The sequence below is a fragment of the Aminobacter sp. Piv2-1 genome, assembly GCF_037625995.1.
Classification (GTDB): Bacteria; Pseudomonadota; Alphaproteobacteria; order Rhizobiales; family Rhizobiaceae; genus Aminobacter.
The window spans coordinates 307,649-333,891 of record NZ_JARKMU010000002.1; the positions used below are offsets into that span (position 1 = coordinate 307,649).

General features: G+C 65.7%; 20 protein-coding genes. 15 read left to right on the forward strand and 5 right to left on the reverse strand.

Going from position 1 to position 26,243, the window contains the following annotated elements; genetic code table 11:
* Window positions 1-200 precede the first annotated feature (200 nt).
* Entirely contained in the window at window positions 201-3,917 is a 3,717-nt protein-coding gene (locus AmiPiv_RS05345) for a peptidoglycan-binding protein (RefSeq protein ID WP_340036282.1), read from the reverse strand.
* A gap of 439 nt (window positions 3,918-4,356) precedes the next feature.
* Here AmiPiv_RS05345 and AmiPiv_RS05350 point away from each other — a divergent pair, with 439 nt between their 5' ends.
* The 9 genes from AmiPiv_RS05350 to AmiPiv_RS05390 all read left to right on the forward strand — a co-directional run bounded on the left by AmiPiv_RS05350 (window position 4,357) and on the right by AmiPiv_RS05390 (window position 14,225).
* Window positions 4,357-4,809, forward strand: coding sequence for a MerR family transcriptional regulator (locus AmiPiv_RS05350; RefSeq protein WP_340036477.1), 453 nt, complete (start codon window positions 4,357-4,359; stop codon window positions 4,807-4,809).
* A 223-nt stretch (window positions 4,810-5,032) separates the two neighbouring features.
* On the forward strand, window positions 5,033-6,829 hold the full coding sequence (locus tag AmiPiv_RS05355; RefSeq protein WP_340036283.1) for an acyl-CoA dehydrogenase: 1,797 nt from the start codon (window positions 5,033-5,035) through the stop codon (window positions 6,827-6,829).
* A gap of 66 nt (window positions 6,830-6,895) precedes the next feature.
* Window positions 6,896-8,068 carry an acyl-CoA dehydrogenase family protein gene (locus AmiPiv_RS05360; RefSeq protein WP_340036284.1) on the forward strand — a complete coding sequence of 391 codons (1,173 nt, stop codon included), beginning with the start codon at window positions 6,896-6,898 and terminating at the stop codon, window positions 8,066-8,068.
* Between the two features lie 223 nt (window positions 8,069-8,291).
* On the forward strand, window positions 8,292-9,500 hold the full coding sequence (locus tag AmiPiv_RS05365) for an acetyl-CoA C-acetyltransferase (RefSeq protein WP_340036285.1): 1,209 nt from the start codon (window positions 8,292-8,294) through the stop codon (window positions 9,498-9,500).
* A gap of 22 nt (window positions 9,501-9,522) precedes the next feature.
* Entirely contained in the window at window positions 9,523-11,742 is a 2,220-nt protein-coding gene (locus tag AmiPiv_RS05370; protein WP_340036286.1) for a 3-hydroxyacyl-CoA dehydrogenase NAD-binding domain-containing protein, read from the forward strand.
* A 6-nt stretch (window positions 11,743-11,748) separates the two neighbouring features.
* On the forward strand, window positions 11,749-12,297 hold the full coding sequence (locus tag AmiPiv_RS05375; RefSeq protein WP_340036287.1) for a thioesterase family protein: 549 nt from the start codon (window positions 11,749-11,751) through the stop codon (window positions 12,295-12,297).
* Window positions 12,298-12,372: 75 nt separating this feature from the next.
* Window positions 12,373-12,672: a hypothetical protein gene (locus AmiPiv_RS05380; RefSeq protein ID WP_340036288.1), complete on the forward strand. Its 300-nt coding sequence runs from the start codon at window positions 12,373-12,375 to the stop codon at window positions 12,670-12,672.
* A 128-nt stretch (window positions 12,673-12,800) separates the two neighbouring features.
* Window positions 12,801-13,451 carry a S24 family peptidase gene (locus AmiPiv_RS05385; RefSeq protein WP_340036289.1) on the forward strand — a complete coding sequence of 217 codons (651 nt, stop codon included), beginning with the start codon at window positions 12,801-12,803 and terminating at the stop codon, window positions 13,449-13,451.
* Between the two features lie 6 nt (window positions 13,452-13,457).
* Window positions 13,458-14,225, forward strand: a complete 768-nt coding sequence (locus AmiPiv_RS05390) for a thermonuclease family protein (protein WP_340036290.1) — start codon at window positions 13,458-13,460, stop codon at window positions 14,223-14,225.
* 202 nt (window positions 14,226-14,427) lie between these two features.
* Here AmiPiv_RS05390 and AmiPiv_RS05395 read toward each other — a convergent pair whose 3' ends face one another.
* Window positions 14,428-16,080 (reverse strand): lysine--tRNA ligase, encoded by a 1,653-nt coding sequence (locus tag AmiPiv_RS05395; RefSeq protein ID WP_340036291.1) that lies wholly within the window; start codon window positions 16,078-16,080, stop codon window positions 14,428-14,430.
* A 154-nt stretch (window positions 16,081-16,234) separates the two neighbouring features.
* Between AmiPiv_RS05395 and AmiPiv_RS05400 the strand changes: the two genes are divergently transcribed.
* Window positions 16,235-16,648, forward strand: coding sequence for a tellurite resistance TerB family protein (locus tag AmiPiv_RS05400; protein ID WP_340036292.1), 414 nt, complete (start codon window positions 16,235-16,237; stop codon window positions 16,646-16,648).
* On the opposite strand, the gene AmiPiv_RS05405 is transcribed toward AmiPiv_RS05400, so the two are convergent.
* Entirely contained in the window at window positions 16,645-17,466 is an 822-nt protein-coding gene (locus AmiPiv_RS05405) for a transporter substrate-binding domain-containing protein (RefSeq protein ID WP_340036478.1), read from the reverse strand. The genes AmiPiv_RS05400 and AmiPiv_RS05405 overlap by 4 nt on opposite strands.
* 528 nt (window positions 17,467-17,994) lie before the next feature.
* Here AmiPiv_RS05405 and AmiPiv_RS05410 point away from each other — a divergent pair.
* Entirely contained in the window at window positions 17,995-19,788 is a 1,794-nt protein-coding gene (locus tag AmiPiv_RS05410; protein ID WP_340036293.1) for a glycosyltransferase family 2 protein, read from the forward strand.
* Window positions 19,789-19,795: 7 nt separating this feature from the next.
* On the opposite strand, the gene ppk2 is transcribed toward AmiPiv_RS05410, so the two are convergent.
* Window positions 19,796-20,731, reverse strand: coding sequence for a polyphosphate kinase 2 (gene ppk2, locus AmiPiv_RS05415; RefSeq protein ID WP_340036479.1), 936 nt, complete (start codon window positions 20,729-20,731; stop codon window positions 19,796-19,798).
* 64 nt (window positions 20,732-20,795) lie between these two features.
* Between ppk2 and AmiPiv_RS05420 the strand changes: the two genes are divergently transcribed.
* The 3 genes from AmiPiv_RS05420 to AmiPiv_RS05430 all read left to right on the forward strand — a co-directional run bounded on the left by AmiPiv_RS05420 (window position 20,796) and on the right by AmiPiv_RS05430 (window position 24,045).
* Window positions 20,796-22,112: an ATP-binding protein gene (locus AmiPiv_RS05420; protein ID WP_445206899.1), complete on the forward strand. Its 1,317-nt coding sequence runs from the start codon at window positions 20,796-20,798 to the stop codon at window positions 22,110-22,112.
* 114 nt (window positions 22,113-22,226) lie between these two features.
* On the forward strand, window positions 22,227-22,949 hold the full coding sequence (gene phoU, locus AmiPiv_RS05425; RefSeq protein ID WP_340036295.1) for a phosphate signaling complex protein PhoU: 723 nt from the start codon (window positions 22,227-22,229) through the stop codon (window positions 22,947-22,949).
* Window positions 22,950-23,037: 88 nt separating this feature from the next.
* Window positions 23,038-24,045: a magnesium and cobalt transport protein CorA gene (locus AmiPiv_RS05430; RefSeq protein WP_340036296.1), complete on the forward strand. Its 1,008-nt coding sequence runs from the start codon at window positions 23,038-23,040 to the stop codon at window positions 24,043-24,045.
* A gap of 117 nt (window positions 24,046-24,162) precedes the next feature.
* Here AmiPiv_RS05430 and AmiPiv_RS05435 read toward each other — a convergent pair whose 3' ends face one another.
* Window positions 24,163-24,684: a GcrA family cell cycle regulator gene (locus AmiPiv_RS05435; RefSeq protein ID WP_340036297.1), complete on the reverse strand. Its 522-nt coding sequence runs from the start codon at window positions 24,682-24,684 to the stop codon at window positions 24,163-24,165.
* A gap of 351 nt (window positions 24,685-25,035) precedes the next feature.
* On the opposite strand from AmiPiv_RS05435, the gene AmiPiv_RS05440 reads away from it, so the two are divergent.
* Complete coding sequence (locus tag AmiPiv_RS05440) at window positions 25,036-26,229, forward strand: aspartate aminotransferase family protein (RefSeq protein ID WP_340036298.1); 1,194 nt, start codon at window positions 25,036-25,038, stop codon at window positions 26,227-26,229.
* Window positions 26,230-26,243 lie beyond the last annotated feature (14 nt).

Below are 26,243 nucleotides of genomic sequence, written 5' to 3' on the forward strand. Positions count from 1 at the left end.
GCCCGTTTTCGGGCGCCGGTGCACCAGGAACCTGTGCATGTTCCTATCCGAAAATCGCTGTCGATCTCCGGGGACATGCCGTAGCGGCTACTTGCGCCGACATTGCGGCGAAGTCAAACGAACCGCGCTCGAAACGGAAAATATCTCAATCAGTTAACCGCCCGGTAAAGACGGCGGCGACAAACGCCGCCGTTCGGCGCTCATTTGCGGTCGAGCAGTGCCTGAACCAGCTTGCGGTCGACCTCCCCGGTCGGGGACATGCCGTTGTCCTTCTGGAAGGCGGCGATGGCGTCCTTGGTCTTCTGACCCATCATGCCGTCGGGCTTGCCGGCGTCGTAGCCGTTCTTGTTGAGGATGGCCTGGACGTTGCCGATGGCCTTCTTCACATCGACCCCGGCCGCCGGCGGCTCCTGCCAGGCGGCGGGAACGTCGGCGGAATTGGCGGCGGGGTCGAGCGCCTTGGCCTGCCACAGCTCGGCCGCCGCCTTGGCGCGCTTGAGCTGCTCGGGCGACAGCGCCTTGGCGACCTCGTCACGCTTGGAGGCGGCGTCGGCATCGCCCTGCTTGGCGACGAGCGCGAACCACTTGTAGGACTCCTCGAGATTCTGCGGCATGCCGACGCCCTTGGCGGCGAGGATGCCGAGATTGAACTGGCTGTCCTTGACGCCGAGTTCGGCGGCATCGATGAACCAGCGGGCGGCCGTGTCGTTGTCGACGGTTCCGTCGGCGCCCATGGCCAGCAGCACCGCCAGGTTGTGCATGGCGCTCGCATTGCCCTGGGCGGCGGCGAGCTGGTACCAGGTCTTGGCCTTCGACACGTCGCGGTCAACGCCGAGGCCCTTCTCGTACATGTTGCCGATGCGGTACTGGGCCGGAGCGAAGCCGAGCTCGGCCGATTTCTCGTACCATTGCCCGGCAGACTTCAGGTCCGCTTCGCGGGATTCGGCGAAGCGGACGCCGATCTCGAACAGCGCCCTCGGGTCGCCGGCATTCGCCGCCTCGCGCAGCGCCTTGGGGCTGATGCTCTCGGGTACCGTCAGCGTTGCGGCAGGCGCGCTTGCCGCCGGGGCCGGCTGCTCGGAGACGCTCGGCGCCGCCGGGATCGACTGGGTGCTGCGATGGTCGAGCGCCACGTCGACAGCGGCGGTGTCGCCGATATCGTCCATCGGCTGTTCCGAACTGGTGGCTTCGACGGCCGGGGCGGCCGGCATCTCGGCAGCCTTGGGGGCGATCGCTTCCTTCACCGGCTGGGCCGGAGTCTCGGACTTGGTCGCCTTGGCCCCCTCGGCCGGCGGCTGGGTGACGATGCTGGCGGTCGCCACCGGATCGTCGAGGAACGCCTTGCCGAGCTGCATGCCGGCGAGCGCGAGCATGACGGCGCCGACGGCCATCAGCACCGACTTGCGCCGTGCCTTGATCAGGTCGCCGATGCGCAGTGCCCGCACCGGGCCCTTGAGATCGGAACTGCGCTTCAGCGCCTCGGCCTCGGCGGCCGCAGCCTGGGCGGCGCGGCGGGCGGCGGCGATGAAGTCGGCCTTGGCGGCGTCGGTCTCGCCAGCGCGGCCGGTCTGGCCGCGCTCGTCGCGGACGCGGCGCATGATGGCGTTGAGGTCGGGTGCGCCGGAGCCGGGCTCCAGCGGACGATTGACCACCTTGGGGTCGAGCGGCGCGTCGAGCGAAACCTCGGGCGTCGAAACGAGGGCTACCGGCTCCGAAGGTTCCGCTGCGGCCGGCTGTTCCTTGGGCTTTCTCGCGAAGGCGCGGGCGATGCCGCCGAACATCGAGCTCTTGCCGGGCTTCTGCTCGTTCTTGTCGGCGCGCACGCCTTCGAGCGCGGCGACGGCTGCCGCCGCCTCGGCCGCGGCCTGGGCCGGGCTGCGGGTGCTGCGTTCGTCCGGCACCAGGCGGTCGGTGCCGCGGCGGCCGAAGGTGGCCGGCTCTTCCGGCAGCGGCGCCGGTTCGTCGGGCGCGAGCGACGGGCTTTCGAGCACGGTGCGCACCGGCTCCGACTCCGCGATCGGCGCGGTGAGCAGTTCGGCCACCGAGGCCGGCGGCATCTCGGCCGGCGCCTTGCCGCTGCTTTCCAGCGAGCCGAGGCGGTCGACGATCTTGAGCAGCGTGTCGTGGATGGCTTCGAAGGTCTTGCCGTTGCGCTCGTCCGAGCGGCGCGCCAGCGCCTCGAGCGCCTTGAGGTCCTGCGCCAGGCCCTCGACGGCGACCGACTCCGCGGCCGAGCCGGCGAAGCCGCGCACGGCGTCCTCGGCCGCCTGGCGGGCAGCCTCGACGAGGGCACGGTGGCTGCCCGCGATCGAGCGCTCGATCTCTTCGAGCCGCGGATGGATGTCCTCGAACTCTGGCAGCGCCGCACCTGGACGGGCGAGATGCGCCGACAATTCGCTCACCTGCGCCTCGAGGCTGCGGATCAGGCCCGGATCCATGCCTGCGACCTGGGCCGAGGAGACTTCGAGACGCTGCGAGATGTCCTCGAGCCGCTTTTCGAGGCCACGCATGGCCTGCTCGGTCGCCGCGTCGGGGCGATTGGTTTCGAGCCGCTGGGCGAAGGCAGTGAAGCGTGCGTCGATCGCCTCCATGATGCCGCGCTGGTCGGCGGCGGGTTGCGCCGACTGCCGGTCGAGCCGCTGGGCGAGATCTTCGAGGCGTTGCTCGAGGTCGCGGAACAGGGCGTTGCCGTGCTCCATCGCGTCGCCCTGCCGGCGTTCGAATACATCCGCCAGGGCATCGAAGCGCTGCTCGATGCCCTGGAAGATCAGGCTGGTGTCGGCTGCGGCCGGCTGGCGCTCGATCCTGTCGGCGATCAGCGAAATCTGGCGGCCGAGGCGCTCGACGGCTTGCTCGGGCACGTCGCTGCGCGCCGCGATGTGGTCGACGCGATCGGAAAGCAGGTTGAGGCGCTCGATGATCTCGGCGGTCGGCTGGTCGGCGACGATTTCCTCGATCTGGGCGGCGAGCGCCGTGATGCGGGCCTCGACGCGCTCGAAGGGGGCGGGGTCGAAATGCGGCTGGGCGGCGACCGTCGAGGCGACGATGGCGCGCGAGATTTCGTCGAGCCGCTCGTCGATCAGGCCGAACATCTCGTCGCTGTGGCTGTCGCGCTGGCGCACGAACTGTTCGACCGCGCTGGCAAGCGTGCGGACCTTGTCTTCCATGGTCCTGAGCGACAGCGATTCGGGCAGGTTGCTGACGGCGTCGTTGATCTGTTCGAGGCGATGGGCGAGTGCCGCCAGCGCCGAGTCCGCGCCGTCGGGTGACTGGCCGACCGACATGCGGTCGGTGAAGTCGTTCCAGCGGCGATCGAACTCGTCCCAGCGGCGGTCGACGGAGCGGACGGTCTCCTCGCGCGCTAGGCCGGCGACGGAGCCGCGCAGCTGTTCGAGTTCGAGCCGGAGCATGCTGATGCTCTTGTCGTCGCTGCGTTCGGCCAGCGACTGGATGGCGCCCGACAGGCGGTCCAGCTCGTGCCCGAATTCCGCATTGTCCGCGCCAAGCGAGCCGGAGCGGCCGGCGAGGTCGATTTCCTTCCGCAACTGGTCGAACTCGCGCTGCAGGCCGACGCTCATCTGGTGACGCATCTCGTCGCGCAGGGCACGCAGCTCGCCGGCGATCTTGCCGATCGCGGCGACGCCGTCCTCCTGTCCGCGCACCCGGTCGATGTCGCGGGCGATCGCCTGGTAGGGGCGCTCGTAGGGCTTGCTGCGGCCATACTCGCCGCGCGGGACGTAGCCGGGCGCCGGCGCCTGGCGATAGTTGGAGCGAGGCGTCTCCGCGCTTTCCTCGTGCGAGCGGTCGAGCCGCGCTTCGAGCTTTTCAAGCGAACGGTTGAGCTCCTCCAGCGACACGTGCTCGCGGCGCTGCCTGCCGGAGTTGAGGGAGTCGATATAGGACCGCTTGCTGTTCATCGAAACGCCCGTTGGTCAGAGTGCTGGCAGAAGACCAGAGTCTCAAATCCTTGCCGGGATCGGGGTTTGCGAAGCGCCGCGCGGAAAATGGCTTCCGGGGCTCTCGCCGCCCTCCGAAACCGTGAACAATTCGATACATGATGACCACGGGAGAACCGACATGCGCACATTTCCCCTAACGTGGTAAACAAGCCCTTAACCAAGCTTAAGAATGTGCGACATCGCGGCACCCTGCCGCACGGTGAGGTGCGACCAGATTTCCCTTGCGTAGGGTGCGCCTCATCGTTATAGCATTTACGTAAACGTAAGCCGGGTGGGGAACACCCGCTTAAGTGCATTTACACAGCAACCACGATCGAAAGCCCGCCCCCTTCGGCTTTGATCAGAGCACCGCAGGCCACGCCGCCGTGCTCGCAATCGGGGATATCGGAAGTAGATGATGAAGCTCGTATCGGTCGCCGAAGCTGCGGCCAATGAAAACAATCTCACCGGCGAGGACTATGTCCGCATCGGCGAGATGGCGAAGAAATACAGTGTGACGCTGAGGACGTTGCGCTTCTACGAGGACAAGGGGCTGCTCAACCCCAAGCGCGAAGGCTCGACCCGCCTGTACACGCGGCGCGACCGTGCCCGCCTGAAGCTGATCCTGCTTGGCAGGAAGGTCGGTTTCTCGCTGCGCGACGTCAAGCAGATGATCGATCTCTACGATCCGAGCGGTACCAATTCGAAGCAGCTTCGCCTCACCATCGACAAGTCGGAGAAGCAGCTCGGCCGCCTGCAGAAGCAGCGCCAGCTGCTCGACGAGGCGATCGACGAGCTGACCAACCACATGACGGTCGTCCGGCAGTTGCTGGCCGACCGCGCAGCCCCGCAGGTCAGCGCGGCCGGCTGAGCCGCACGGCCAGACCAGTAATTTGGACGGCCCGGCCGGGGAGACCCTGCCGGGCCGTTCCGCGTTTGCAGGGTGCGTGGGGCGACGGAATCGTCTCAAAAACGGGCACGAGAAAAATTGACGTTTACGCAAACGTCAATTTTTGCTATTCGCGGTTCGACAAGCGGTTCCGTGTCGCATAGCGTCTCGTCGGAGCCGGCACCAACTTGCTTGGAGGAAGAGCATGCCGATATTCCGGGCCCCGGTCGAGGATACCCTTTTCGTGCTGAACGACGTGCTCGGCTACGAGCGCTACAGCAACCTCGCTGGCTTTGCCGACGCCAGCGCCGACGTGCTGGAGGCGATCCTCGCCGAGGGCGCCAAGCTCGCCGAAAACGTCATGCATCCGTTGAACCGCGTCGGCGACATGGAAGGCTGCGTCCGCAACGACGACGGCTCGGTGACCACGCCGAAGGGCTTCAAGGAAGCCTTCGACCAGTATCGCGAAGGCGGCTGGATGGGCCTCGCCGTGCCGGCCGAGCATGGCGGCCAGGGCCTGCCCTACACCGTGCACTCGGCCGTCGGCGAATACATGTCGTCGGCCAACATGGCGCTGATGATGTATCCCGGCCTGACCCAGGGCGCGATGGCGGCGATCCTCGTCCACGGATCGGACGAGCAGAAGGCGACCTGGCTGCCGAAGATGGTCGAGGGCACCTGGACCGGCACCATGAACCTGACCGAGCCGCATTGCGGCACCGATCTAGGCCTGCTGCGCTCCAAGGCCGTGCCGAACGGCGACGGCTCCTACAGGATTTCCGGCCAGAAGATCTTCATCTCGGCCGGCGAACACGACATGTCGGACAACATCGTCCACCTGGTGCTGGCCCGCATCGAGGGCGCGCCGGAAGGCGTGAAGGGCATCTCGCTGTTCATCGTCCCCAAGTTCAATCTCGACGCCCAGGGCAATGCCGGAACACGCAACGCCGTCTCCTGCGGCTCGATCGAGGAGAAGATGGGCATCCACGGCAACTCGACCTGCGTCATGAACTATGACGAGGCGAACGGCTTCCTGCTCGGCGAGGCCAATGGCGGCCTGAAGGCGATGTTCACGATGATGAACGAGGCCCGTCTCGGCGTCGGCCTGCAGGGCCTGGCGGTTTCCGAAATCGCCTACCAGAACGCAGTCGCCTACGCCAAGGACCGCCTGCAGGGCCGTTCGCTGACCGGCGTCAAGGCGCCGGAGAGGAAGGCCGACCCGATCATCGTCCACCCCGACATCCGCCGCAAGCTGATGACCATGAAGGCCTTCAACGAGGCCGGCCGCGCGCTGGTGCTGTGGACCGCGATAAACTCCGACGTCGCCCACCGCTCCGAAGAGGCGGGCGAGCGCCAGGCGGCCGAGGACCACATGGGCCTGATGACGCCCGTCGTGAAGGGCGTGCTCACCGACAAGGGTTTCGAGCACGCGGTGATGGCGCAGCAGGTGTTCGGCGGCCACGGCTACATCGAAGAGCACGGCATGAGCCAGTTCGTGCGCGATGCCCGCATCGCCATGATCTACGAAGGCGCCAACGGCGTGCAGGCGCTCGACCTCGTCGGCCGCAAGCTCGGCATGAATGGCGGCCGCGCCGTGCAGGCATTCTTCAAGGATGTCGGCGAGTTCTGCGAGGCCAACCGCACCGATGAGAAGATGGCGCCCTATACCAAGGGCCTGAAGAAGGGTCTCAACGACCTGCAGGCCGCGACCATGTGGCTGGTGCAGAATGGCATGACCAATCCCGACGACGCGGGTGCCGCATCGACGGACTACATGCACCTCTTCGGCCTCGTCGCGCTCGGCTACATGTGGGGCCGGATGGTGAAGGCCGCGCAGGACAAGCTGGCCAACGGCGCCGGCGACCAGGCGGCGTTCCTGGAGGGCAAGCTGGTGACCGGCCGCTACTTCATGGAACGCGTCATGCCCGAGACCGCGGCGCATCTCGCCCGCATCTCGACCGGCTCGGCGACCATGATGGCGCTTCCGGCGGAGGCGTTCTGATCGACTATCCGGGCGGCCGTTGGCGGCCGTCCAACCTGTTTGCGGCGTCGAAACGCGGAGGAGATCGTGGCGACAATTCCTGCAGATGTTCTGGGACTGCCGAAGCCCGCCTGGGCCGGTGAGGAAGTTGGCATGCTCTACGACATGGCGCATCGCTTCATGTCGGAGGAAATCCTGCCGCGCTACGACGAGTTCGAAAAGAACGAGATGGTCGACCGCGCCAGCTGGGAGAAGGCGGGAGCGGCCGGCCTGCTCTGCGCCTCGATGCCCGAGGAATATGGTGGCTCGGGCGGCACCTTCGCCCATGAGAGCGCCATCATAGAGGCGATCGGCCATGTCGGCGTCGACGGCTTCGGCATCGCGCTCCACAACTCCATCGTCGCGCCATACATCCTGCATTACGGCTCGGAAGAGCAGAAGAAGAAGTGGCTGCCGAAGATGGCGACCGGCGAGCTGATCGGCGCCATCGCCATGACCGAACCGGGCGCCGGCTCCGACCTGCAGGGCGTCAAGACGCGTGCCGACAGGGACGGCAACCAGTACCGCATCAACGGTTCGAAAACATTCATCACCAACGGCCAGCACGCCAACCTGATCATCGTCGTGACCAAGACCGACCCATCCAAGGGCGCCAAGGGCACCTCGCTGATCGTGGTCGAGACCGACGAGGTCGAGGGCTTCGAGCGTGGCCGCAACCTCGACAAGATCGGCCTGAAGGCTAACGATACGTCCGAGCTGTTCTTCAACGATGTGCGCGTGCCGACCTCTAATCTGCTCGGTTCCGAAGAAGGCCAGGGCTTCGTCCAGTTGATGCAGCAGCTGCCGCAGGAACGGTTGCAGATCGGCACCGGCGCGATTGCCATGATCGAGCGGGCGCTGGCCGTCACAATCGACTACGTCAAGGAGCGCAAGGCCTTCGGCAAGGCGATCCTCGACTTCCAGAACACCCAGTTCAAGCTGGCCGAGCTCAAGACCGAGGCGACCATCGGGCGCGTCTTCTACAACGACTGCGTCGCCCGTCATATTTCCGGCGGGCTCGATCCGGTAACTGCTTCGATGGCCAAGTACTGGCTGTCGGACCTGCAGTGCAAGATCGTCGACGAGTGCCTGCAGCTGTTCGGCGGCTATGGCTACATGAATGAATACCCCATCGCCCGCATGTATCGCGATGCCCGTGTGCAGCGCATCTACGGCGGCACGAACGAGATCATGAAGCTGCTCATCGCGAGGAGCTTGTAGACGAAGATTTGAACCACCCCCACTCCGGCCCTTCGGGCCACCTCTCCCCCTGCCCGGGGAGAGGAACCCAGGCTGGAGTAGCGCCGTCGCAAGGGCTGCGTTTCCTTTCCCCCGTCGAGCGGGGGAGAGGTGTCGAGGCGAAGCCGAGGCGGAGCGGGGTCGACTGCAGACGCAAAGCCACGCGGAAGAAAATCGCAAGGCTTGGCCTTAAAGGAGACGAAAAATGGCTGACGCTTTTGTCTATGACGCCGTGCGCACGCCGCGCGGCAAGGGCAAGAAGGACGGTTCCCTTCACGAGGTCCCGGCGGTGCGCCTCGGCGCCAAGGTGCTCGAAGCCCTGCGCGACCGCAACGGGCTCGACACGGCCCAGGTCGACGACATCATCTTCGGCTGCGTCGATCCGGTCGGCGAAGCAGGCTCGGTGATCCCGCGCTCGGCCGCCTTCGAGGCCGGCTACGACAACAAGGCGCCGGGCATGCAGATCTCGCGCTTCTGCGCCTCCGGCCTCGACGCCATCAACTTCGGCGCGGCCAAGATCGCGCAAGGCGCCGACGAGATCGTCATTGCCGGCGGCGTGGAATCGATGTCGCGCGTCGGCATGGGCATGTCTGGCGGCGCCTGGTTCATGGACCCCTCGGTCGGCTTGCCTGCCTGGTTCATGCCGCAGGGCGTGTCGGCCGACCTGATCGCCACGAAGTACGGCTTCTCGCGCGACGACGTCGACGCCTATGCGGTGGAGAGCCAGAAGCGTGCCGCCAAGGCGTGGGAGAAGGGCTATTTCAACAAATCGGTCGTGCCGGTGAAGGACCAGAACGGCCTGACCATCCTCGCCCATGACGAGCACATGCGCCCGACCACCGACATGCAGTCGCTCGGCCAGCTCAACCCGTCCTTCGTCATTCCCGGCGAGATGGGCGGCTTCGACGCGGTCGCCGTGCAGCGCTATCCGGAACTGGAAGAGATCAACCACGTCCACCATGCCGGCAATTCGTCCGGCATCGTCGACGGTGCGGCAGCCGTCCTGCTCGGCTCGAAGAAGGCCGGCAAGGCGATGGGCCTCAAGCCCCGTGCCCGCATCCGCGCCTTCGCCAACATCGGCTCCGAGCCGGCGATGATGCTGACCGGCCCGGTCGACGTGACCGAGAAGCTGCTCAAGCGCGCCAAGATGAAGCTTTCGGACATCGACCTGTTCGAGCTCAACGAGGCTTTTGCGAGCGTTGTGCTGCGCTACATGCAGGCCTTCGAGATCCCGCACGACAGGATCAACGTCAATGGCGGCGCCATCGCCATGGGCCATCCGCTGGGCGCGACCGGCGCGATGATCCTCGGCACCGTGCTCGACGAACTCGAGCGCCGCGACCTGAACACCGCGCTGGTGACGCTGTGCATCGGCGCCGGCATGGGCACCGCGACGATCATCGAACGCGTTTGATTTCGGCCGGAAGGAGAGAGACATGAGCTACACGAACTTTTCGGTCGACGTCGATGCCGATGGCATCGCACTCGTCACCTGGAACATGCCCGACCGCTCGATGAACGTCTTCACCGAAGAGGTGATGAACGAACTCGACAAGATCATCGACCAGGTCGTCGCCGACGCCGCCATCAAGGGCGCCGTCATCACCTCGGGCAAGGAGACCTTCTCGGGCGGTGCGGACCTGACCATGCTGCAGAAGATGCTCGGCATCTATGCCAAGGAGAAGTCCAAGAACCCGGAGAAGGCAGCCAAGCTTCTGTTCGACAACGCCGGCCGCATGGGCGCTCTGTGGCGCAAGCTCGAGACCTGCGGCAAGCCCTGGGTCTCGGCGATCAACGGCACCTGCATGGGCGGTGCCTTCGAACTGTCGCTCGCCTGCCACGGCCGCGTCGCGGCTGATAGCGACAAGGTCAAGATGGCCCTGCCGGAAGTGAAGGTCGGCATCTTCCCGGGCGCCGGCGGCACCCAGCGCGTGCCCAGGCTCGCCGACCCGCAGTCGGCCCTGCAGATGCTGACCTCGGGCCAGAACCTTACGCCGCAGAAGGCGAAGGGCATGAACCTGATCCACGAGATCGCCGAGCCGAAGAAGCTGATCGAGGCCGCCAAGGCGATGATCAAAAACGGCCTGAAGCCCGTGCAGCCGTGGGACGAGAAGGGCTTCAAGCTCCCGGGCGGCCCCGTCTACTCGGCCGCGGGCGCCAATCTCTGGCCGCCGGCAATCGCCATCCTGCGCCGCGAGACCCATGGCAACTATCCGGCCGCCGAGGCGATCCTGAAGTGCGTCTATGAGGGTCTCTTGGTGCCGTTCGACACCGGCCTGCGCATCGAGCAGCGCTACTTCACCGAGATCATGCAGACTAGGGAGGCGGCGGCGATGATCCGCTCGCTGTTCGTGTCGCTGCAGGAGCTGAACAAGGGCGCCCGCCGTCCCGAGGGCATCGCCGACACCAAGTTCAAGAAGATCGGCATCATCGGCGCCGGCTTCATGGGCGCGGGCATTGCCTACGTCACGGCCAAGGCCGGCATCCCCGTGGTGCTGATCGACCGCGACCAGGAATCGGCCGAGAAGGGTAAGGCGCACTCCGACAGCCTGATCACCGACCAGGTCAAGAAGGGCCGGGCCAAGCCTGAGGAGCGCGAGAACCTCCTGTCGCTGATCACGCCGAGCGCCGACTATGCCGATCTCGCCGGCTGCGACCTCGTCGTCGAGGCGGTGTTCGAGGATTCGGAAGTCAAGAAGGCCGCGACCGAGAAGGCGGAAGCCGCGCTCAAGTCGTCGGCGGTGTTTGCCTCCAACACCTCGACCATCCCGATCACCTCGCTTGCCAAGAACTCGGCTCGTCCGAAGAACTTCATCGGCATCCACTTCTTCTCGCCGGTCGACAAGATGATTCTGGTCGAGATCATCATGGGCAAGAAGACGGGCGACAAGGCGCTGGCGGTGGCGATGGACTTCGTCCGCGCCATCAAGAAGACGCCGATCGTCGTCAACGACACCCGCGGTTTCTACGTCAACCGCTGCGTGCTGCGCTACATGTCTGAAGCCTTCAAGATGCTGATCGAAGGCGTGCCGGCGGCGATGATCGAGAACGCCGCCAAGGCGGCCGGCATGCCGGTGGGTCCGCTGGCGCTGACCGACGAGACGGCGGTCGACCTGGCCCAGAAGATCATGAAGCAGACCATCCGCGATCTCGGCGAAAAGGCCGTCGATCCGCGCCAGATGGAGCTGATCAACACGATGGTCGATACCCATGGCCGCTTTGGCCGCAAGAACGGCAAGGGCTTCTACGACTACCCGGCAAAGCCGGCGAAGAAGAAGCTGTGGCCGGGCCTGAAGGACCTCTATCCGCAGAAGGCGCCCGAGAAGGTCGACTTCGAGGAGCTGAAGCTGCGCCTGCTCTCCGTCATCGCGCTGGAAGCGGCACGCGTGATGGAAGAGGGCATCGTCACCGACCCGCGCGAGGCGGATGTCGGCTCGATCCTCGCCTTCGGCTTCGCCCCCTACACCGGCGGCGCGCTGTCCTACATCGACGGCATCGGGGCGAAGAAGTTCGTCAAGATCGCCAAGGACCTGCAGAAGAAGTACGGCGCCGAGTTCAAGGCGCCCAAGCTTCTCATCGACATGGCCGAGAAGGGCGAAACCTTCTACCAGCGCTTCGATCCCTACGCGAAGGCCGAGGAAAAGCAGGCGGCCTGAGGCGAAATGTACGTCTGGGCAAGACTGGCACGGATGGCCGCGACGAAAGCTCGTCGCGGCCCTTACCGTTTTGGCGATGAGGGCCGGCTGTCGTTCCGCTGCCTGCCGACCGACATCGACTTCAACATGCATCTCAACAATGCGCGCTACATGATGCTGGCCGATGTCGGCCGCATCGACATCTTCATGCGCTCCGGCCTGATCGAGCTTGCCCGCAAGCGCGGCTGGGCACCGATGCTGGGCGGCCTGCAGACGGTGTTCGTGCGCGAGATCAGGCTGTGGAAACGCTTCGACGTGATCTCCTCGATCGAGACCTGGAACGGCAGCGAGGTGATCGGCAAGCACCGCTTCGTGCTTGAGAATGGCGAGACGGCAGCACTGATCATGACCAGCGCCGGCGTCTACGACCGCGGTAACCGCCGTTTCGTCCAGATCGGCGAGCTGGTTTCCGAGCTGGGCTATGACGGGGCGGCCCCGCGCGACGTGAGCGAGGAGGAGCGCATCTTCATCGCCTCGCACAAGGGGCTGCGCTCCCTGGCGAAATCGGAGCGCTGACGGCTGTCTGCCGCTCGGGGCGGATGGTAATATCAGGAAACGCTAAAATATGGCGTTTGCTGGGAGGATATTGCCATGCGCATGATGCTGAAAGTTTCGGTCCCGGCCGCCCCGGGCAACCGTGCGATCAAGGACGGCACCCTGCCTTCAGTCGTGGAAAAGGCGCTTGCCGAGCTGAAGCCGGAAGCAGCCTATTTCACCGTCCAGAACGGCCTTCGCACCGGCCTGATCTTCATCGACGTGCAGGACATGAGCGCCATGCCGGCCATTTGCGAGCCGTTCTTCATGGCGTTCGACGCGGCGATCGAAATGACGCCGGTGATGACGGCCGACGACCTGCGCACCGGGCTCCAGGCTGCGCTGCAGAAGATGTAGCGCCCACACGCCAAATGAACGCGGTCTGGCCGGCGCAACCGATGGCGCCGGCCAGACGCATCTGGACATTCCCGGCCCGCGTGGTTAAATGCCGAAAGGTATTTTTTCCTGTTCTCAAGGGGAGCGCCATGCTCTCGCACGAACGTGTCTGGGCCGCGATCGACGCTCTTGCCGAGCGCTATTCGCTTTCGGCATCGGGCCTGGCCAAGAAGGCCGGGCTCGACTCGACTGCATTCAACAAATCCAAGCGCCAGTCCGTGGACGGCCGGCCGCGCTGGCCTTCGACCGAGTCGCTTGCCAAGATCATCGAGGCCACCAACTCCTCGCTGGAGGAGTTCCTGGGGTTTGTCGAGCCGTCGAGGGCGGCGGGCAAGGCGAAGGCCCGGCAGAGGACGGCCGGCGTGCCGCTGCTCGGCTTTGCGCAGGCGGGCGCCGGCGGGTTCTTCGACGATGCCGGATTTCCGGCCGGGCAGGGGTGGGACCTGGTCGAGCTTCCGGCACGCACCTCCGACAGCTCCTATGCCCTGCAGGTGCAGGGCGATTCCATGCTGCCGCTCTATCGTGACGGCGACGTCTTGATCGTCGAGCCGGGTGCGGCCGTGCGCAAGGGCGACCGCGTCGTGGTCAAGACCACCTCCGGCGAGGTCATGGCCAAGGTGCTCGAACGGCAGGCGCAGGGCATCATCGAACTGATATCGCTCAATCCGGAGCATCCCAACCGGCGCTTCGTGACGGGCGAGGTGGAGTGGGTGGCCCGCATCGTCTGGGCAAGCCAGTAGCATCGCATGAAACCAGCAGCACTCGCCTTCGCCGCACTGGGCTTCGGTCTCGCAGTGGCCATCGTCTCCGCGGGCGGCCAGCGCCTCGCGGCCCTCGAAGCGCCGTCCGTCGACGTAATCGACGAGAGCGACCTGCCTGCCGACCTGCCCGAAGACTTCGACGTGGGCAGCACCGCCGCGGTCGAGCCGACGGGGACAGCGTCGGATGCGGCAAACGGCGCGCTCGATCCCGCGCCGGAACCGGCGCGGCCGGTGGCGCAAGGGGAATTCGCGCCGCCTGCCTCCGAGGCGGGTGGGCTCACCCGCGAGGCGCCGCGCGCGCCGCTGAGCGAACTCAGCCTGGCATTGCCGCCGAAGCCGAAGATGAACGACGAATGGGATGGCGCAACACTGTTCCGGCCGGTGGCGAGTGCTGCCGGGCGGATCGAGGCCATGGGCCTCGGGGTGACGATCGCCGGAGTCGTTCCGCTGGAGGAGGGCGCGAGCTGCACCGCCGACGGCCAGGAATGGAATTGCGGCGCTCGCGCCCGCACCGCCTTCCGCGGTTTTCTGCGCGGCCGCGCCGTGGTCTGCGACGTGCCGCCGGAGAAGACAGGCGGCGAGGCCGTGGCGAAATGCCGGATCGGCAAGATGGATGTCGGCGAATGGCTGGTCGCCAACGGCTGGGCCAGGGCCGAGGCCGGCGGCCTCTACGAGGATGCCGGCAGGAAGGCCGAGGCGGACAAAAAGGGTATCTTCGGCCCGCCGCCGGACACCGCCGGCTCTACGGATTGACCAGCGCCTTCATGGCGGTGCCTCCTTCGAGGCTCGCTCCTCAGGATGAACCACCTTCACACAGACCGCTAATGCAAGGGCTACTGAGGGCTCACCGTGAGGGCTACTGAGACGCACCCTTCTGCGCCCGCTCCACAAGGCGTCACCTTCTCCCCGCACAGGGCAGGGAGAAGGGGGAGCTTCGGAGGACGTATCGCGCGGCTTAGGCCGCGAGCTTGCCTTCCAGCGCCTTGGTGATCAGTTCGCGGGTCTCGACGATGCCGTAGAGGGCGGCGAAGGAGCCGAAGCGCGGGCCGCGCTCCTGGCCGATCAGCACCTGGTAGATCATCTGGAAGAAGGCGCCGGACACGCCGGGGCCGCCTTCTGGGCTCTGTTTGGTGTGGTCCTGGTAGCGCTCGATCTTGCGGGCGACGTTGAGCGAGGCGTTCTGGATCGCTTCGCCGTCCGAGCCGGCGGGCAGTGCGGCGAGCGCCTGCTCGAGGGCGGCAAGTGCCTCGCGTTCGACCTCGTCGGGGGCGCGGAACACCTTCGTCGGCTTCACGAAGTCGTCGAAGTAGCGGATGGCGTAGCCGGTCAGCTTGTCGAGCTCGGGATGCGTCGCGGGCGTCACGCCGGGCGCGTGGCGCGAGATGAAGCCCCACAAGACGCTCTTGTCATGCGCGTTGGAGGCGCTGACGAGGTTGAGCAGCAGCGAGAACGGCACCGGCAGGTCGATGGCCGGCGGGTTGCCGTCGTGCATGTGCCAGACAGGGTTGCCGAGGCGCTCCTTCCAGGCCTGGCGCGGATAGGCGGCGAGGAAGCTGTAATATTCGTCGACCGCCTTCGGGATGACGTCGAAATAGAGCTTCTTGGCCTGGCGCGGGCGCTGGAACATGTAGAGGCCGAGGCTCTCGGTCGGCGCATACGTCAGCCACTCGTCGATGGTCAGCCCGTTGCCCTTGGACTTCGAGATCTTCTGGCCGTTCTCGTCGAGGAACAGCTCGTAGACGAAGTGTTCGGGGGCGCGGCCGCCGAGGATGACGCAGATGCGGTCGTAGATCGCCGCGTTGGTCTGGTGGTCCTTGCCGAACATCTCGAAATCGACGTCGAGGGCGGCCCAGCGCATGCCGAAATCGGGCTTCCACTGCAGCTTGACCTTGCCGCCGGTGACCGGAAGCGTTGTTTCGGTGCCGTCCTCGTCGTCGAAGGTGATGGTGCCGGCCTTGGCGTCGACGTTCTTCATCGGCACGTAGAGCACGCGGCCGCTCTTGGGCGAGATCGGCAGGAACGGGCTGTAGGTGGCCTGGCGCTCCTCGCCCAGCGTCGGCAGCATCACCTTCATGATGTCGTCGTACTTCTCCGCCGCCTTGAGCAGCATCGCGTCGAACTTGCCCGACTTGTAGTAGTCGGTGGCGCTGGCGAAGTCGTAATCGAAGCCGAAGGTGTCGAGGAAGCGGCGCAGCATCGCGTTGTTGTGGTGGCCGAAGCTCTCGTAGTCGCCGCCGAACGGGTTCGGCACGGCGGTCAGCGGCATATGCAGATAGGGCTCGAGCGCGGCGCGATCCGGCACGTTGTCCGGGATCTTGCGCATGCCGTCCATGTCGTCGGAGAAGCACAGCAGCCTGGTCTTGACCTTGCCCTCGGTCAGCACGTGGAAGGCGTGGCGCACCATCGTGGTGCGCGCCACCTCGCCGAAGGTGCCGATATGCGGCAGGCCGGACGGGCCGTAGCCGGTCTCGAACAGCACCGTTTCGGGCAGGCCCGTTTTCTTGTAGCGCTCGACGATCTTCTTGGCTTCCTCGAACGGCCAGGCTTTGCTTTCGGCCGCTGCCGCCAGGAGTTCGGGGTTGAGATCGATTGCGTTTGATCTCGTCATGTCGAGAGCCCTTTGATTGTTGGCGGAATTTCCGCCGAAGACGGCCATGCTCTATGCGCGCATGCCGCGGGCGTCAACGATTCCGCCCGTTTTTCATTGCGGCGGGGCCGGCGCATTCCTAAGTTCTGCGGACATTCAACCTCTGGAGTATTCCATGCCCCTGCCGACCGCCCACGAGGCGCTGATCTACCTGATGGTCATCACCTCCGCTTCCGACCGCGACATGACCGACATCGAGCTGGCGCGGATCGGCGAGGTGGTCAGGACCTGGCCGGTCTTCATCGACTTCGACGCCAAGCGCCTGATTGCGGTGGCCCAGGACTGCCAGCTGATGCTGCATGCCGACAACGGTCTTGATGATGTCCTCGACACGGCTAGGCGGGTCATCCCCGAGCGCCTGCACGAGACTGCCTACGCCGCAGCCTTCGAGGTGGCCTCGGTCGACCTCGAAATGCGGATGGAGGAACTGCGCGTGCTGCAGCTGCTGCGCAAGCATCTGAGCGTCGATGCGCTGACGGTCGCCGCGATCGAGCGGGCGACCAAGGCCCGCCACCGCACGCTCACCTAGTAGAAGCTTACCGGGAAGTAGCGAAGATAGAGTTCGGCGAAGGTGCCCTTCGCCGAAATCTCGTGCAGTGCATAGTCGAAGGCCTCGGCCAGTCGCTGGTCATCGGGCTTTGCCGCGATAGCGAGCCCGGTGCCGAGATATTCGGGCGCGAGATAGGGCCCGCCGGCAAAGCGGCAGCAGCCTTCGGCCTCGGTGCCCGCCAGCCAGAACGACAGGCGCATGCCGTCGCCGAAGACGGCGTCGAGCTTGTCGGCCTTGAGGTCGCCGAAGAGCCATTCCGGCTTGGAGAAGGTGACGGTCTGGACCCGGGGGAAATAGTCACGCAGCACCCGCTCATGCGCCGAGCCGGCAATGACGCCGACGCGCTTGCCGGCGAGCTTGTCGACGAGCGGCTCGGCGACGGCCTGTGGCTTCTTCATGATGAAGCGCGCTGGAAACTGCAGATAGGGGCGCGAGAAGGCGTATTGCTCGCGGTTGTCGGCGGTGGCCGGCACGCCGGCGATGAGCGCCTCGCCTTCGCCAGCCTTGAGTGCCCCGTCGAGCTCCGCCCAGGGCAGCGCCTGGATCTGGCATTTTTCAGGAATGCCCAGTTCGGCGCAGATGGCGCGGGCCAGATCGACATGGAAGCCCGACAGGCGGCCGTTCTTGTCGATGAAGTTGAAGGGCGGGAAGTCGGTCGTCGTCAGGAAGCGCAGCCGCGGCATCGCCGAAAGATCCGGCTTCGGCAGCCTCTCCTTCTGGTCCCACAGGACCGGCACCTGCGGTTCCGCGGCAGCCGGCGCGGCGAGAGCCGTCAACGACATGGCCGTCGCAAGCATCAGCGGTGCGAATTTCATGAATACTCCGGCCAATTCCCCATCCTGTGAGCAAGCATTAGCGCCGCTGCCGGGGCCAGGCAAAGCCCCCTGCGACGCCACGATGCAACTTTATGTGAGTTGATGCAGTGATGCCGCTGAACATATAGCATGATATATGTTCCGCCTGTTAACTCACCCGTTCGGGGCATGGAACAGCGCCCGGCGATATGCATAGATAGCGGCAGGGCTTGCAGCATTGGGGGATGTTGCAGTGGCACTGGACCAGTCGCCGTGGGGAGGATGTGCGGGGGCGTACAGATCGTGTGCTGCGATCGGTGCGGTTTGGTCCGACTATCGTTGTAGTATCCAAATTTGCGGCTCGCAGGCCGCGGGTGCGTGATGGTTGCCGCGGACGCAAGTCGAGCAACCATCCGCGCCTCTTTTTTTGCGCGCAAGCCTGCCGCTGATGGCACCCTGCCGGGCGAAAGCGCCCGAAGCGCAGTCGATCCATCCTTTCCGATTCCAGCCAGCCTGGAGGATATGCATGCGGTGCTCGGCGACCTCGGCGTGTCGCCGGGCGAGTGCGCGCGGCTGGCGGCGCAGGCGCGTTTTCATGGCACCAGTTTCCAGGCAGAGGTGCTGGCGTCGGGCCAGGTGTCGGAACCGGCCTATTTCGCCGCAATGGCGCGTGCGATCGGCCTGCAATATGCTGGATCCATCGATCCCGAACGGCTGTTCCTCGACGAGGGAGCATGCATGGAGATGCTCGGCCGCAGCGACCGCATCATGGCCGCGGGCTATCTCGACGGGGAAGGCCGGCTGTGCAAGCTCATCGCCCCCTCCCAGGCCAACTGGGACAGCCTGCGCCGGCGCTGCGGGCAGGACATCAGGCATCGCGTGAGCATCGTCACGCCCTCGGCGCTGCGCAAGGCGCTGCTGGCGCGCTTCCATCGCAGCCTGACCCGGAGGGCACGCGACGCCCTGTACGAACAGCAGCCGGAGCATTCGGCGCGCCACGTGATGTGGCCGTGGCAGGGTTACGCGCTCGGCATGCTGACGGGATTTCTGCCCGTCGCCATGGCGACCGTGCCGACATTGATGCTGTTTGGCCTGCACCTGTTCCTGGTGACGTTCTTCATCGCCTGCGCCGCCCTGCGCACGGCGGCGGCGATTTCGCGGCCACCGACGCGACAGCCGCGGATTTCGATGCTCCTGTCGCCGGACCTGCCCGTCTATTCGGTGATCGTTGCGCTCTACCAGGAGGCGGAGGTGGTGCCCGACCTGCTCGTCGGGCTGAGCCGGCTGCATTGGCCGCGAACCAAGCTGGAGATCAAGCTGGTCTGCGAGGGGGATGACCTCGAGACCATCGCCGCCATCCAGACGCATCCGCTCAGCCGAAATGTGGAGCTTGTGCTGGTGCCGCCGTCGCTGCCGCGCACCAAGCCCAAGGCATTGGCCTACGCGCTGCCGCTGACGCGCGGCGAACTGGTGGTCCTGTACGACGCCGAGGACCGGCCCGATTCCATGCAACTGGTGGAAGCCTGGCAGCGCTTCCACGCTTCGGGACGCGATCTCGCCTGCCTGCAGGCGCCGCTCGAGATCGCCAACCGCCGCGCCGGGCTGATCGCCAACATGTTCGGTTTCGAATATGCGGCCCTGTTCCGCGGGCTCCTGCCCTTCCTCGCGCACAACGAGCTGATGCTGCCGCTGGGCGGGACGTCGAACCACTTTCGCCGCGAGGTGCTCGAAGAGGTCGGCGGCTGGGACCCCTACAATGTCACCGAGGACGCCGATCTCGGCCTCAGGCTGGCGCGCCGCGGCTATCGCTGCGAGACGCTGTCGCGGCCGACCCGGGAGGACGGACCCGAGGATTTCCGCTCCTGGCATCGCCAGCGCGTGCGCTGGCTCAAGGGCTGGATCATGACCTGGCTGGTGCACATGCGCGAGCCGGCTCTGCTGGCACGGCAATTGCCCGTGCTGTCGTTCCTGGTGGCGCAAATCCTGTTCGCCGGCATGGTGCTGTCGTCGCTGCTGCACCTGTTGCTGATCCTGCTCCTGGTCGGCCTCGGCGTGCAGGTGGCGTTCGACCTGCAGACGGAGCTCTGGCAGTCCTACCTGGTGGCCTTCGACGTCTTCAGCATGCTCCTGGGCTACGGCTCCTTCCTGCTCCTGGGCTGGATCGTGCTGAAGCCGCAGGACCGGCATGATTTCTGGAAGCTGTGCCTGTTCACGCCGGTATACTGGACGATGCTCTCGTGGGCAGCCTGGTGCGCGCTGTTCGAACTGTGGCGGCGTCCGCACCATTGGGCCAAGACGCCGCACCGCAGGGCGCGCGTATTCTGAGCGCGGATCAGTCGTTCAGGAACTTCATGCCTTCGTGGATGACCTTGCCGTCGGGACGGCCGATGGCATCGAGGTCGCGGCCCGGATAGTTGAGGGCGCGCAGCACGTGGCGGATGACGGCGATCCGCGCCCGCCGCTTGTCGTTGGCCTGCACCACGATCCAGGGCGCGCGCGCCGTGTGCGTCTTCTCCACCATCAGCTCGATGGCCTTGGTGTAGTCGTCCCACTTGGTCATGCCGGCAACGTCCATCGGCGAGAACTTCCAGTTCTTCAGCGGGCTGTGGCGGCGGTCGTGGAAACGCTTGAGCTGCATCTCCTGGCTGATGTCGAGCCAGAACTTGAACAGGTAGATGCCCTCGTTGACGATCATCTCCTCGAAATGCGGGGCTTCGTCGAGGAACTGCCGGTGCTGCTCGGGCGTGCAGAAGCCCATGACCGGCTCGACGCCGGCGCGGTTGTACCAGGAGCGGTCGAAGGTGACGAACTCGCCGGCGGTCGGGAACTGGGCGACGTAGCGCTGGAAGTACCATTGGCCGCGCTCGGTCTCGGTCGGCTTGGTGAGCGCCACGTTGCGCGCGGTGCGCGGGTTCATGTACTGCCTGATCGCAAAGATGGTGCCGCCCTTGCCGGCGGCGTCGCGGCCCTCGAACAATGCCAGCACCCGCTTGCCGGTCGCCTGCATCCAGGCCTGGCACTTCACCAGCTCGATCTGGAGCTGTTCCTGCGTCTCTTCGTATTCCTTCTCGGGCAGCTTGTCGTCGTAGGGATAGTTGCCCGACTTCAGCGCCTTCTTGTCGATCCAGTCGGGCAGTTTCGGGTCGTTGATGTCGAAGCTGCGCTCCTCCTTGCCGACCTTCAGCCTGACCGGGCCGGCCTCGGCGGCAGGGGGCGCGCCGACGGCCTCGGCGGGAGCATTCTTCTTGCTTTCCTTGTCTTTTTTCATGGCCACGGTACCTTTCCAGCTCTGCGAACCATGCTATTGGGTGGCACAATCGCGGTCCAGAGGCATGTTGGATGCCTCGGGCCGTGCATCGCGATGGGCAGAGATGGCGGATACCGGCACCCAGACACGAGCGAAGCGGACGGTGCGCCTCACAGCCGGGCGCCTCTACCAGAACCGGTGGATGCTCGCCGCGGCCGCCGTCGCCGTGCTTGCAGTGCATTTTTACGGCGCCGCCTCCGCCTGGGTCACCGTACTTGCCGTCGTCCTGCTCTTCCTGTTTGCGATGGTCGCGCCCCGCACCAATGCCGGGCGGCGCCTGGCCGAGGTGGCGGCGCGGGCAGAGCGCTCGCCGCTCGACCGGCTGTCGGGCGAAAAGCTGGCTGCGGCCGTTGCCGACCCGCTGATCATCTTCGATCGCGGCAGCGCCGTGGTGCACGCCAACGAGGCCGCCGAGACGGCCTTCGGCGCCATCAAGCCCGACCTGCCGTTGCTGCTGAAGTTTCGTGCACCGGAAATGCAGGCCCTGATCGAGGGCGTGCTCGACGGCCGCAATGGCTCGCTGACGGCTGAATATGTCGAAAGGGTGCCTTTCGAGCGGGTCTTCCGCGTCACCGCATCGGCGGTCGGGCGCGGCACCGGCCTGTTCGTGCTTGCCTTCAAGGACCAGAGCGAGTCGCGCCGCATCGACCGCATGCGTGCCGACTTCATCGCCAATGCCAGCCACGAGTTGCGCACGCCGCTGGCCTCGATCGCCGGCTTCGTCGAGACGCTGCGCGGACCGGCCCGCAACGATGCCAATGCGCGCGACCAGTTCCTGCAGATCATGCAGAACCAGACCGGACGCATGGCCAGGCTGATCGACGACCTGCTGTCCCTGTCGCGGCTGGAGATGAAGCCTTATCTCAAGCCCGGCGTGAAGGTCGACCTGCGCCAGACCGTCGAGGCGGTGATCGCCTCGCTGGCGCCGCTCGCTGCCGAGACCGGCGTGGTGGTGGAGCGCGATTTCGCCGAGGGCGCGCTGGAGGTCCACGGCGATCGCGACGAACTGTTCCAGGTGTTCCAGAACCTGCTCGAGAACGCCTGCAAGTACGGCCAGTCGGGCGGACGCGTGGAGGTGTCGATGCGGCGTGTCAGCGAGGCCGGCGAACCGGAGCTGGAAGTCACGGTGCGCGACTTCGGCCCCGGCATCCCGGCCGAGCACATCCCGCGCGTGACCGAGCGCTTCTATCGCGTCGACGTCGAGACCAGCCGTGCCCAGAAGGGCACCGGGCTGGGCCTTTCGATCGTCAAGCACATATTGAGCCGGCACAACGGCCGGCTGACCATCAGGTCGGAACTCGGCAAGGGATCGGCCTTCACCGTGTCGCTGCCGGCGCGCTGAGCCGGCAAAAGGTTTGCCGACGCCAAGCATTTCTTTTTTCTGTCATCAGGCTAGCTTAGGCTTGCGGATTTAGAAGCATGAATCATCCGCCAAGCAGGAAGGCCCGTGTCGCAAATGCAGTCCGTTCACATCGTCAGCGCCTATGACGAGGAGCTGAAGTTCCTCGCCCGCAAGATCGCGGCCATGGGCGGCCAGGCCGAGCGTATGGTCGACCGCGCGGTCGCAGCACTCGTCAACGGCGATCCGGAACTCGGGCAAAGGGTGATCCAGGACGACGCGCTGCTGGACGAGGCCGAGCGCGAGATCGACGACAAGGCGATCCTGATCATCGCCCGCCGCCAGCCGATGGCGACCGACCTGCGCGAGATCATCGGGGCGATCCGCATCTCGGCCGACCTCGAGCGTGTCGGCGACCTCGGCAAGAACATCGCCAAGCGCGTCTCGGTGGTGGCCGAGGGGCGGCAGCCCACCAGCCTCTTCCGCGGCCTCGAGGCGCTGGCCGAACTGGCGCTGACGCAGCTCAAGGAAGTGCTCGACGTCTACGCTTCGCGCTCGGTCGAGAAGATCGGCTTCGTGCGCGACCGCGACGAGCAGATCGACGCCATGTACACCTCGCTGTTCCGCGAACTCCTGACCTACATGATGGAGGATCCGCGCAACATCACGCCGTGCACGCATCTGCTGTTCGTGGCCAAGAACATCGAGCGCATCGGCGACCACGCCACCAACATCGCCGAGACCATCTACTACATCGTCACCGGCGAGCAGATGCCGCCCGAGCGGCCGAAGGAGGACGCGAGCCATCGCGTCACGCTAGCCGCCGAGGCCAAGCCCTGAGCTTCGGCGCAAGGCACTTCTATGGCATGCGGCGAGGGGCTAGACTGAACGCCTGATCGCGCAGGCACATCATTGTCCAGGTGCAGCCATGACCGAGCTAGCCAGGAAGTTCGACCAGGACCCGGAGCCGGGCGTCGTCGCTTCGAGCGTCTATCTCGGCGGGCGCAGGCTGGCCGACATCGCCATCGAGGAAGCCGGAGACTGGGCCGCCAAGGACGGCCACGTGGTGTGGATCGGGCTCCTGGAGCCGAGCCGCGAACTGCTCCTGAGGGTGCAGAAGCAATTCAACCTCCACGATCTGGCGATCGAGGATGCCGAGCATCCGCACCAGCGCCCCAAGATCGAACAATATGGCGACGCGCTCTTCATCGTCGCGCGCACCGCGCAGCTCGTGCAGGGCAGGGTGGACTTCGGCGAGACCCACATGTTCGTCGGCAAGGGCTACATCGTCAGCGTGCGGCACGGCGTCTCGACGTCCTACGCGGCGGTCCGCCAGCATTGGGAATCCTGCCCGAGCGCGCTGGCCAAGGGCGAGGATTTCATCCTCTACGCCATCCTCGACTTCATCGTCGACAACTACATGCCAGTGCTCGAGCAGATCGAGGAGGAGGTCGACGCCATCGAGGACGGCGTGCTGGCGCGGCCGATGACCTCGAAGGATATCGAGCGGCTCTACATGCTGCGGCGCGACCTGCTGCGCTTGCGCAACGCGGCCGGGCCGCTGGTCGAGGTCTGCCGGAGGCTGACGACGGCCGACCTGCCGCAACTGCGGCCGGCCATGCATCCGATGTTCCGCGACGTGAGCGACCATATCCGAACGGTTCTCGAAAAGGTTGACACGCTGCGCGAGGTGCTCGCCTTCGCCTTCGAGGCAAGCGTGCTCGTCGGCCAGAGCCAGGAGACGGCGATCGCCAAGAAGCTGGCCGCATGGGCGGCGATCCTGGCCGTGCCGACGGCGCTCGCCGGCATCTACGGCATGAACTTCGACGACATGCCTGAACTGAGATATGCCTATGGCTATCCGACGGTCCTCGCCATCATCGCCACGGTTTGCTCGGTGCTCTACTGGCGGTTCAGGAAGAACGGGTGGCTGTGACGGGAGCGAGTAGGCAATAGTGAGTAGGGAAAGGGCTCCGGAACGCTTGACGCTCCGAAGCCCTTCGATCTGTGCTATTCGCTATTCGCTATTCGCTATTCGCTATTCGCTATTCGCTCAGCGCGCCTTGCGGCGCTCGGAGGCGGGCTGGAAGGCGACCTTCGAATGGTAGCCGCAATAGGGGCCGCTGTCGCCGACATCGTTGCCGCAGAAGTTGAAGTCCTCGCTCAGCGGATCGCCATTGGGCCACTTGCAGGTGCGCTCGCTGAGCTGGATCAGTTGCAGGCGCCGCGAGATCGGCACGACGACGTTCTCGACCGGGCGGATGTAGTGGCGGGCGACCGGCTCCACGTCGAACTGGGCCTGCAGCGCGGTGGCGCCGATGGTGGCGGTCACGGTGCGCGTCGTCGTCACCGTGCGCTGGACCGACTTGGTCGCGCTCGGGGCCGTCGTGGTCGCCTTCTTCTGGCGCGCCGGCGCGGCCGTGGCGCGGCCACGGCTGGAAAGCTTCAGGCGATGGACCTTGCCGATGACGGCATTGCGGCTGACACCGCCCAGTTGCGCCGCGATCTGGCTTGCGCTCAGACCCTCCGACCACAATTTCCTGAGAAGTTCGACCCGCTCGTCAGTCCAGTTCATGAGACCGTGCTCCTGATTTAGCGCGCAGAATTCGGAATCCGTCACCACCCCGGGGGCCGGGTGGGCACCACATCTATTCGGTGATTATGTCCGCCGCACGAAATCTAGTTATTTCTCAACTACAATTACCGATGCGCTGACTCGGTGACAAGAGTCCGACCGGCAACAGTGATTCTGTTTTTTCGGTTTTCCCCAACTTGCCTCAACCTTGCCGTGGGGCGCAGCCAGCAAGGGCACGTCGCTTGGTCCTGCACGACGTTTTCGTTGACTTCATGACCGAAAAACCTGATATACCCGCGGGGCCGCCGCTTGAGGCGGCTTTTTGATTTTCCGGTTCCGGAGATGCATATAATGAGCGGATCGGCGCTTTACGAGACCTTTGCTCGTGCACCCCTGGCTTTCGAGCGAGGCGAGGGGTCTTGGCTGGTGGCCGAGAACGGCGAGCGATATCTCGATTTCGCCGGCGGCATTGCCGTCAATTCGCTGGGCCACGGCCATCCGCATCTCGTCCAGGCGCTGACCGAGCAGGCCGCCAAGCTGTGGCACGTCTCGAACCTCTACGAGATCCCCGGCCAGAGCCGGCTCGGCGAGCGGCTTGCCGAGCACTCCTTCGCCGATCGCGTCTTCTTCACCAATTCAGGCGCGGAAGCGCTGGAATGCGCGATCAAGACGGCGCGCCGCTACCACTACAAGAACGGCCATCCGGAGCGCTACCGCGTCATTACCTTCGAGGGTGCGTTCCACGGGCGCACGCTGGCGACCATCGCCGCCGGCGGCCAGGCGAAATATCTCGAAGGCTTCGGCCCGAAGGTCGATGGCTTCGACCAGGTAGCCTTCGACGACATCGACGCGGCCGAGAAGCTGATCGGACCGGAGACGGCGGCGATCCTGCTCGAGCCGGTACAGGGCGAGGGCGGCATCCGCCCGTTCCCGACGGCCTCGCTCAAGCGCCTGCGCCAGCTGTGCGACAAGCACGGCCTGCTTTTGATCTTCGACGAAGTGCAATGCGGCATCGGCCGGACCGGCAAGCTCTACGCCTATGAGTGGTCGGGCGTTTCGCCGGACCTGATGGCGATCGCCAAGGGCATCGGCGGCGGTTTCCCCGTAGGCGCCTGTCTTGCCACCGAAGCGGCGGCGAGCGCCATGACGCCCGGCGTGCACGGCACCACTTTCGGCGGCAACCCGCTCGCCATGGCGGTCGGCAACGCCGTGCTCGACGTCGTACTCGACGAAGGCTTCCTCGACGAGGTCAGCCGCAAGGCGCTGCTCCTGAAGCAGGGGCTCGCAGCCATCGCCGACGAATTTCCCGAGGTGATTTCGGAGATCCGCGGCACCGGCCTCATGCTGGGCGTCAAATGCACCATGCCCAACACCAAGGTGAACATGGCGCTGCGCGACCAGAAGCTGCTTGCAGTGCCTGCGGGCGACAATGTGATCCGTCTGCTGCCGCCGCTCACGACCACCGACGCGGACATCCAGGAAGCGCTGAAGCGCATCCACGCCGGCGCCGCCGGCCTCTCCAAGGCCGCCGCCAACGGCGGATAAACCAAGGACGACTT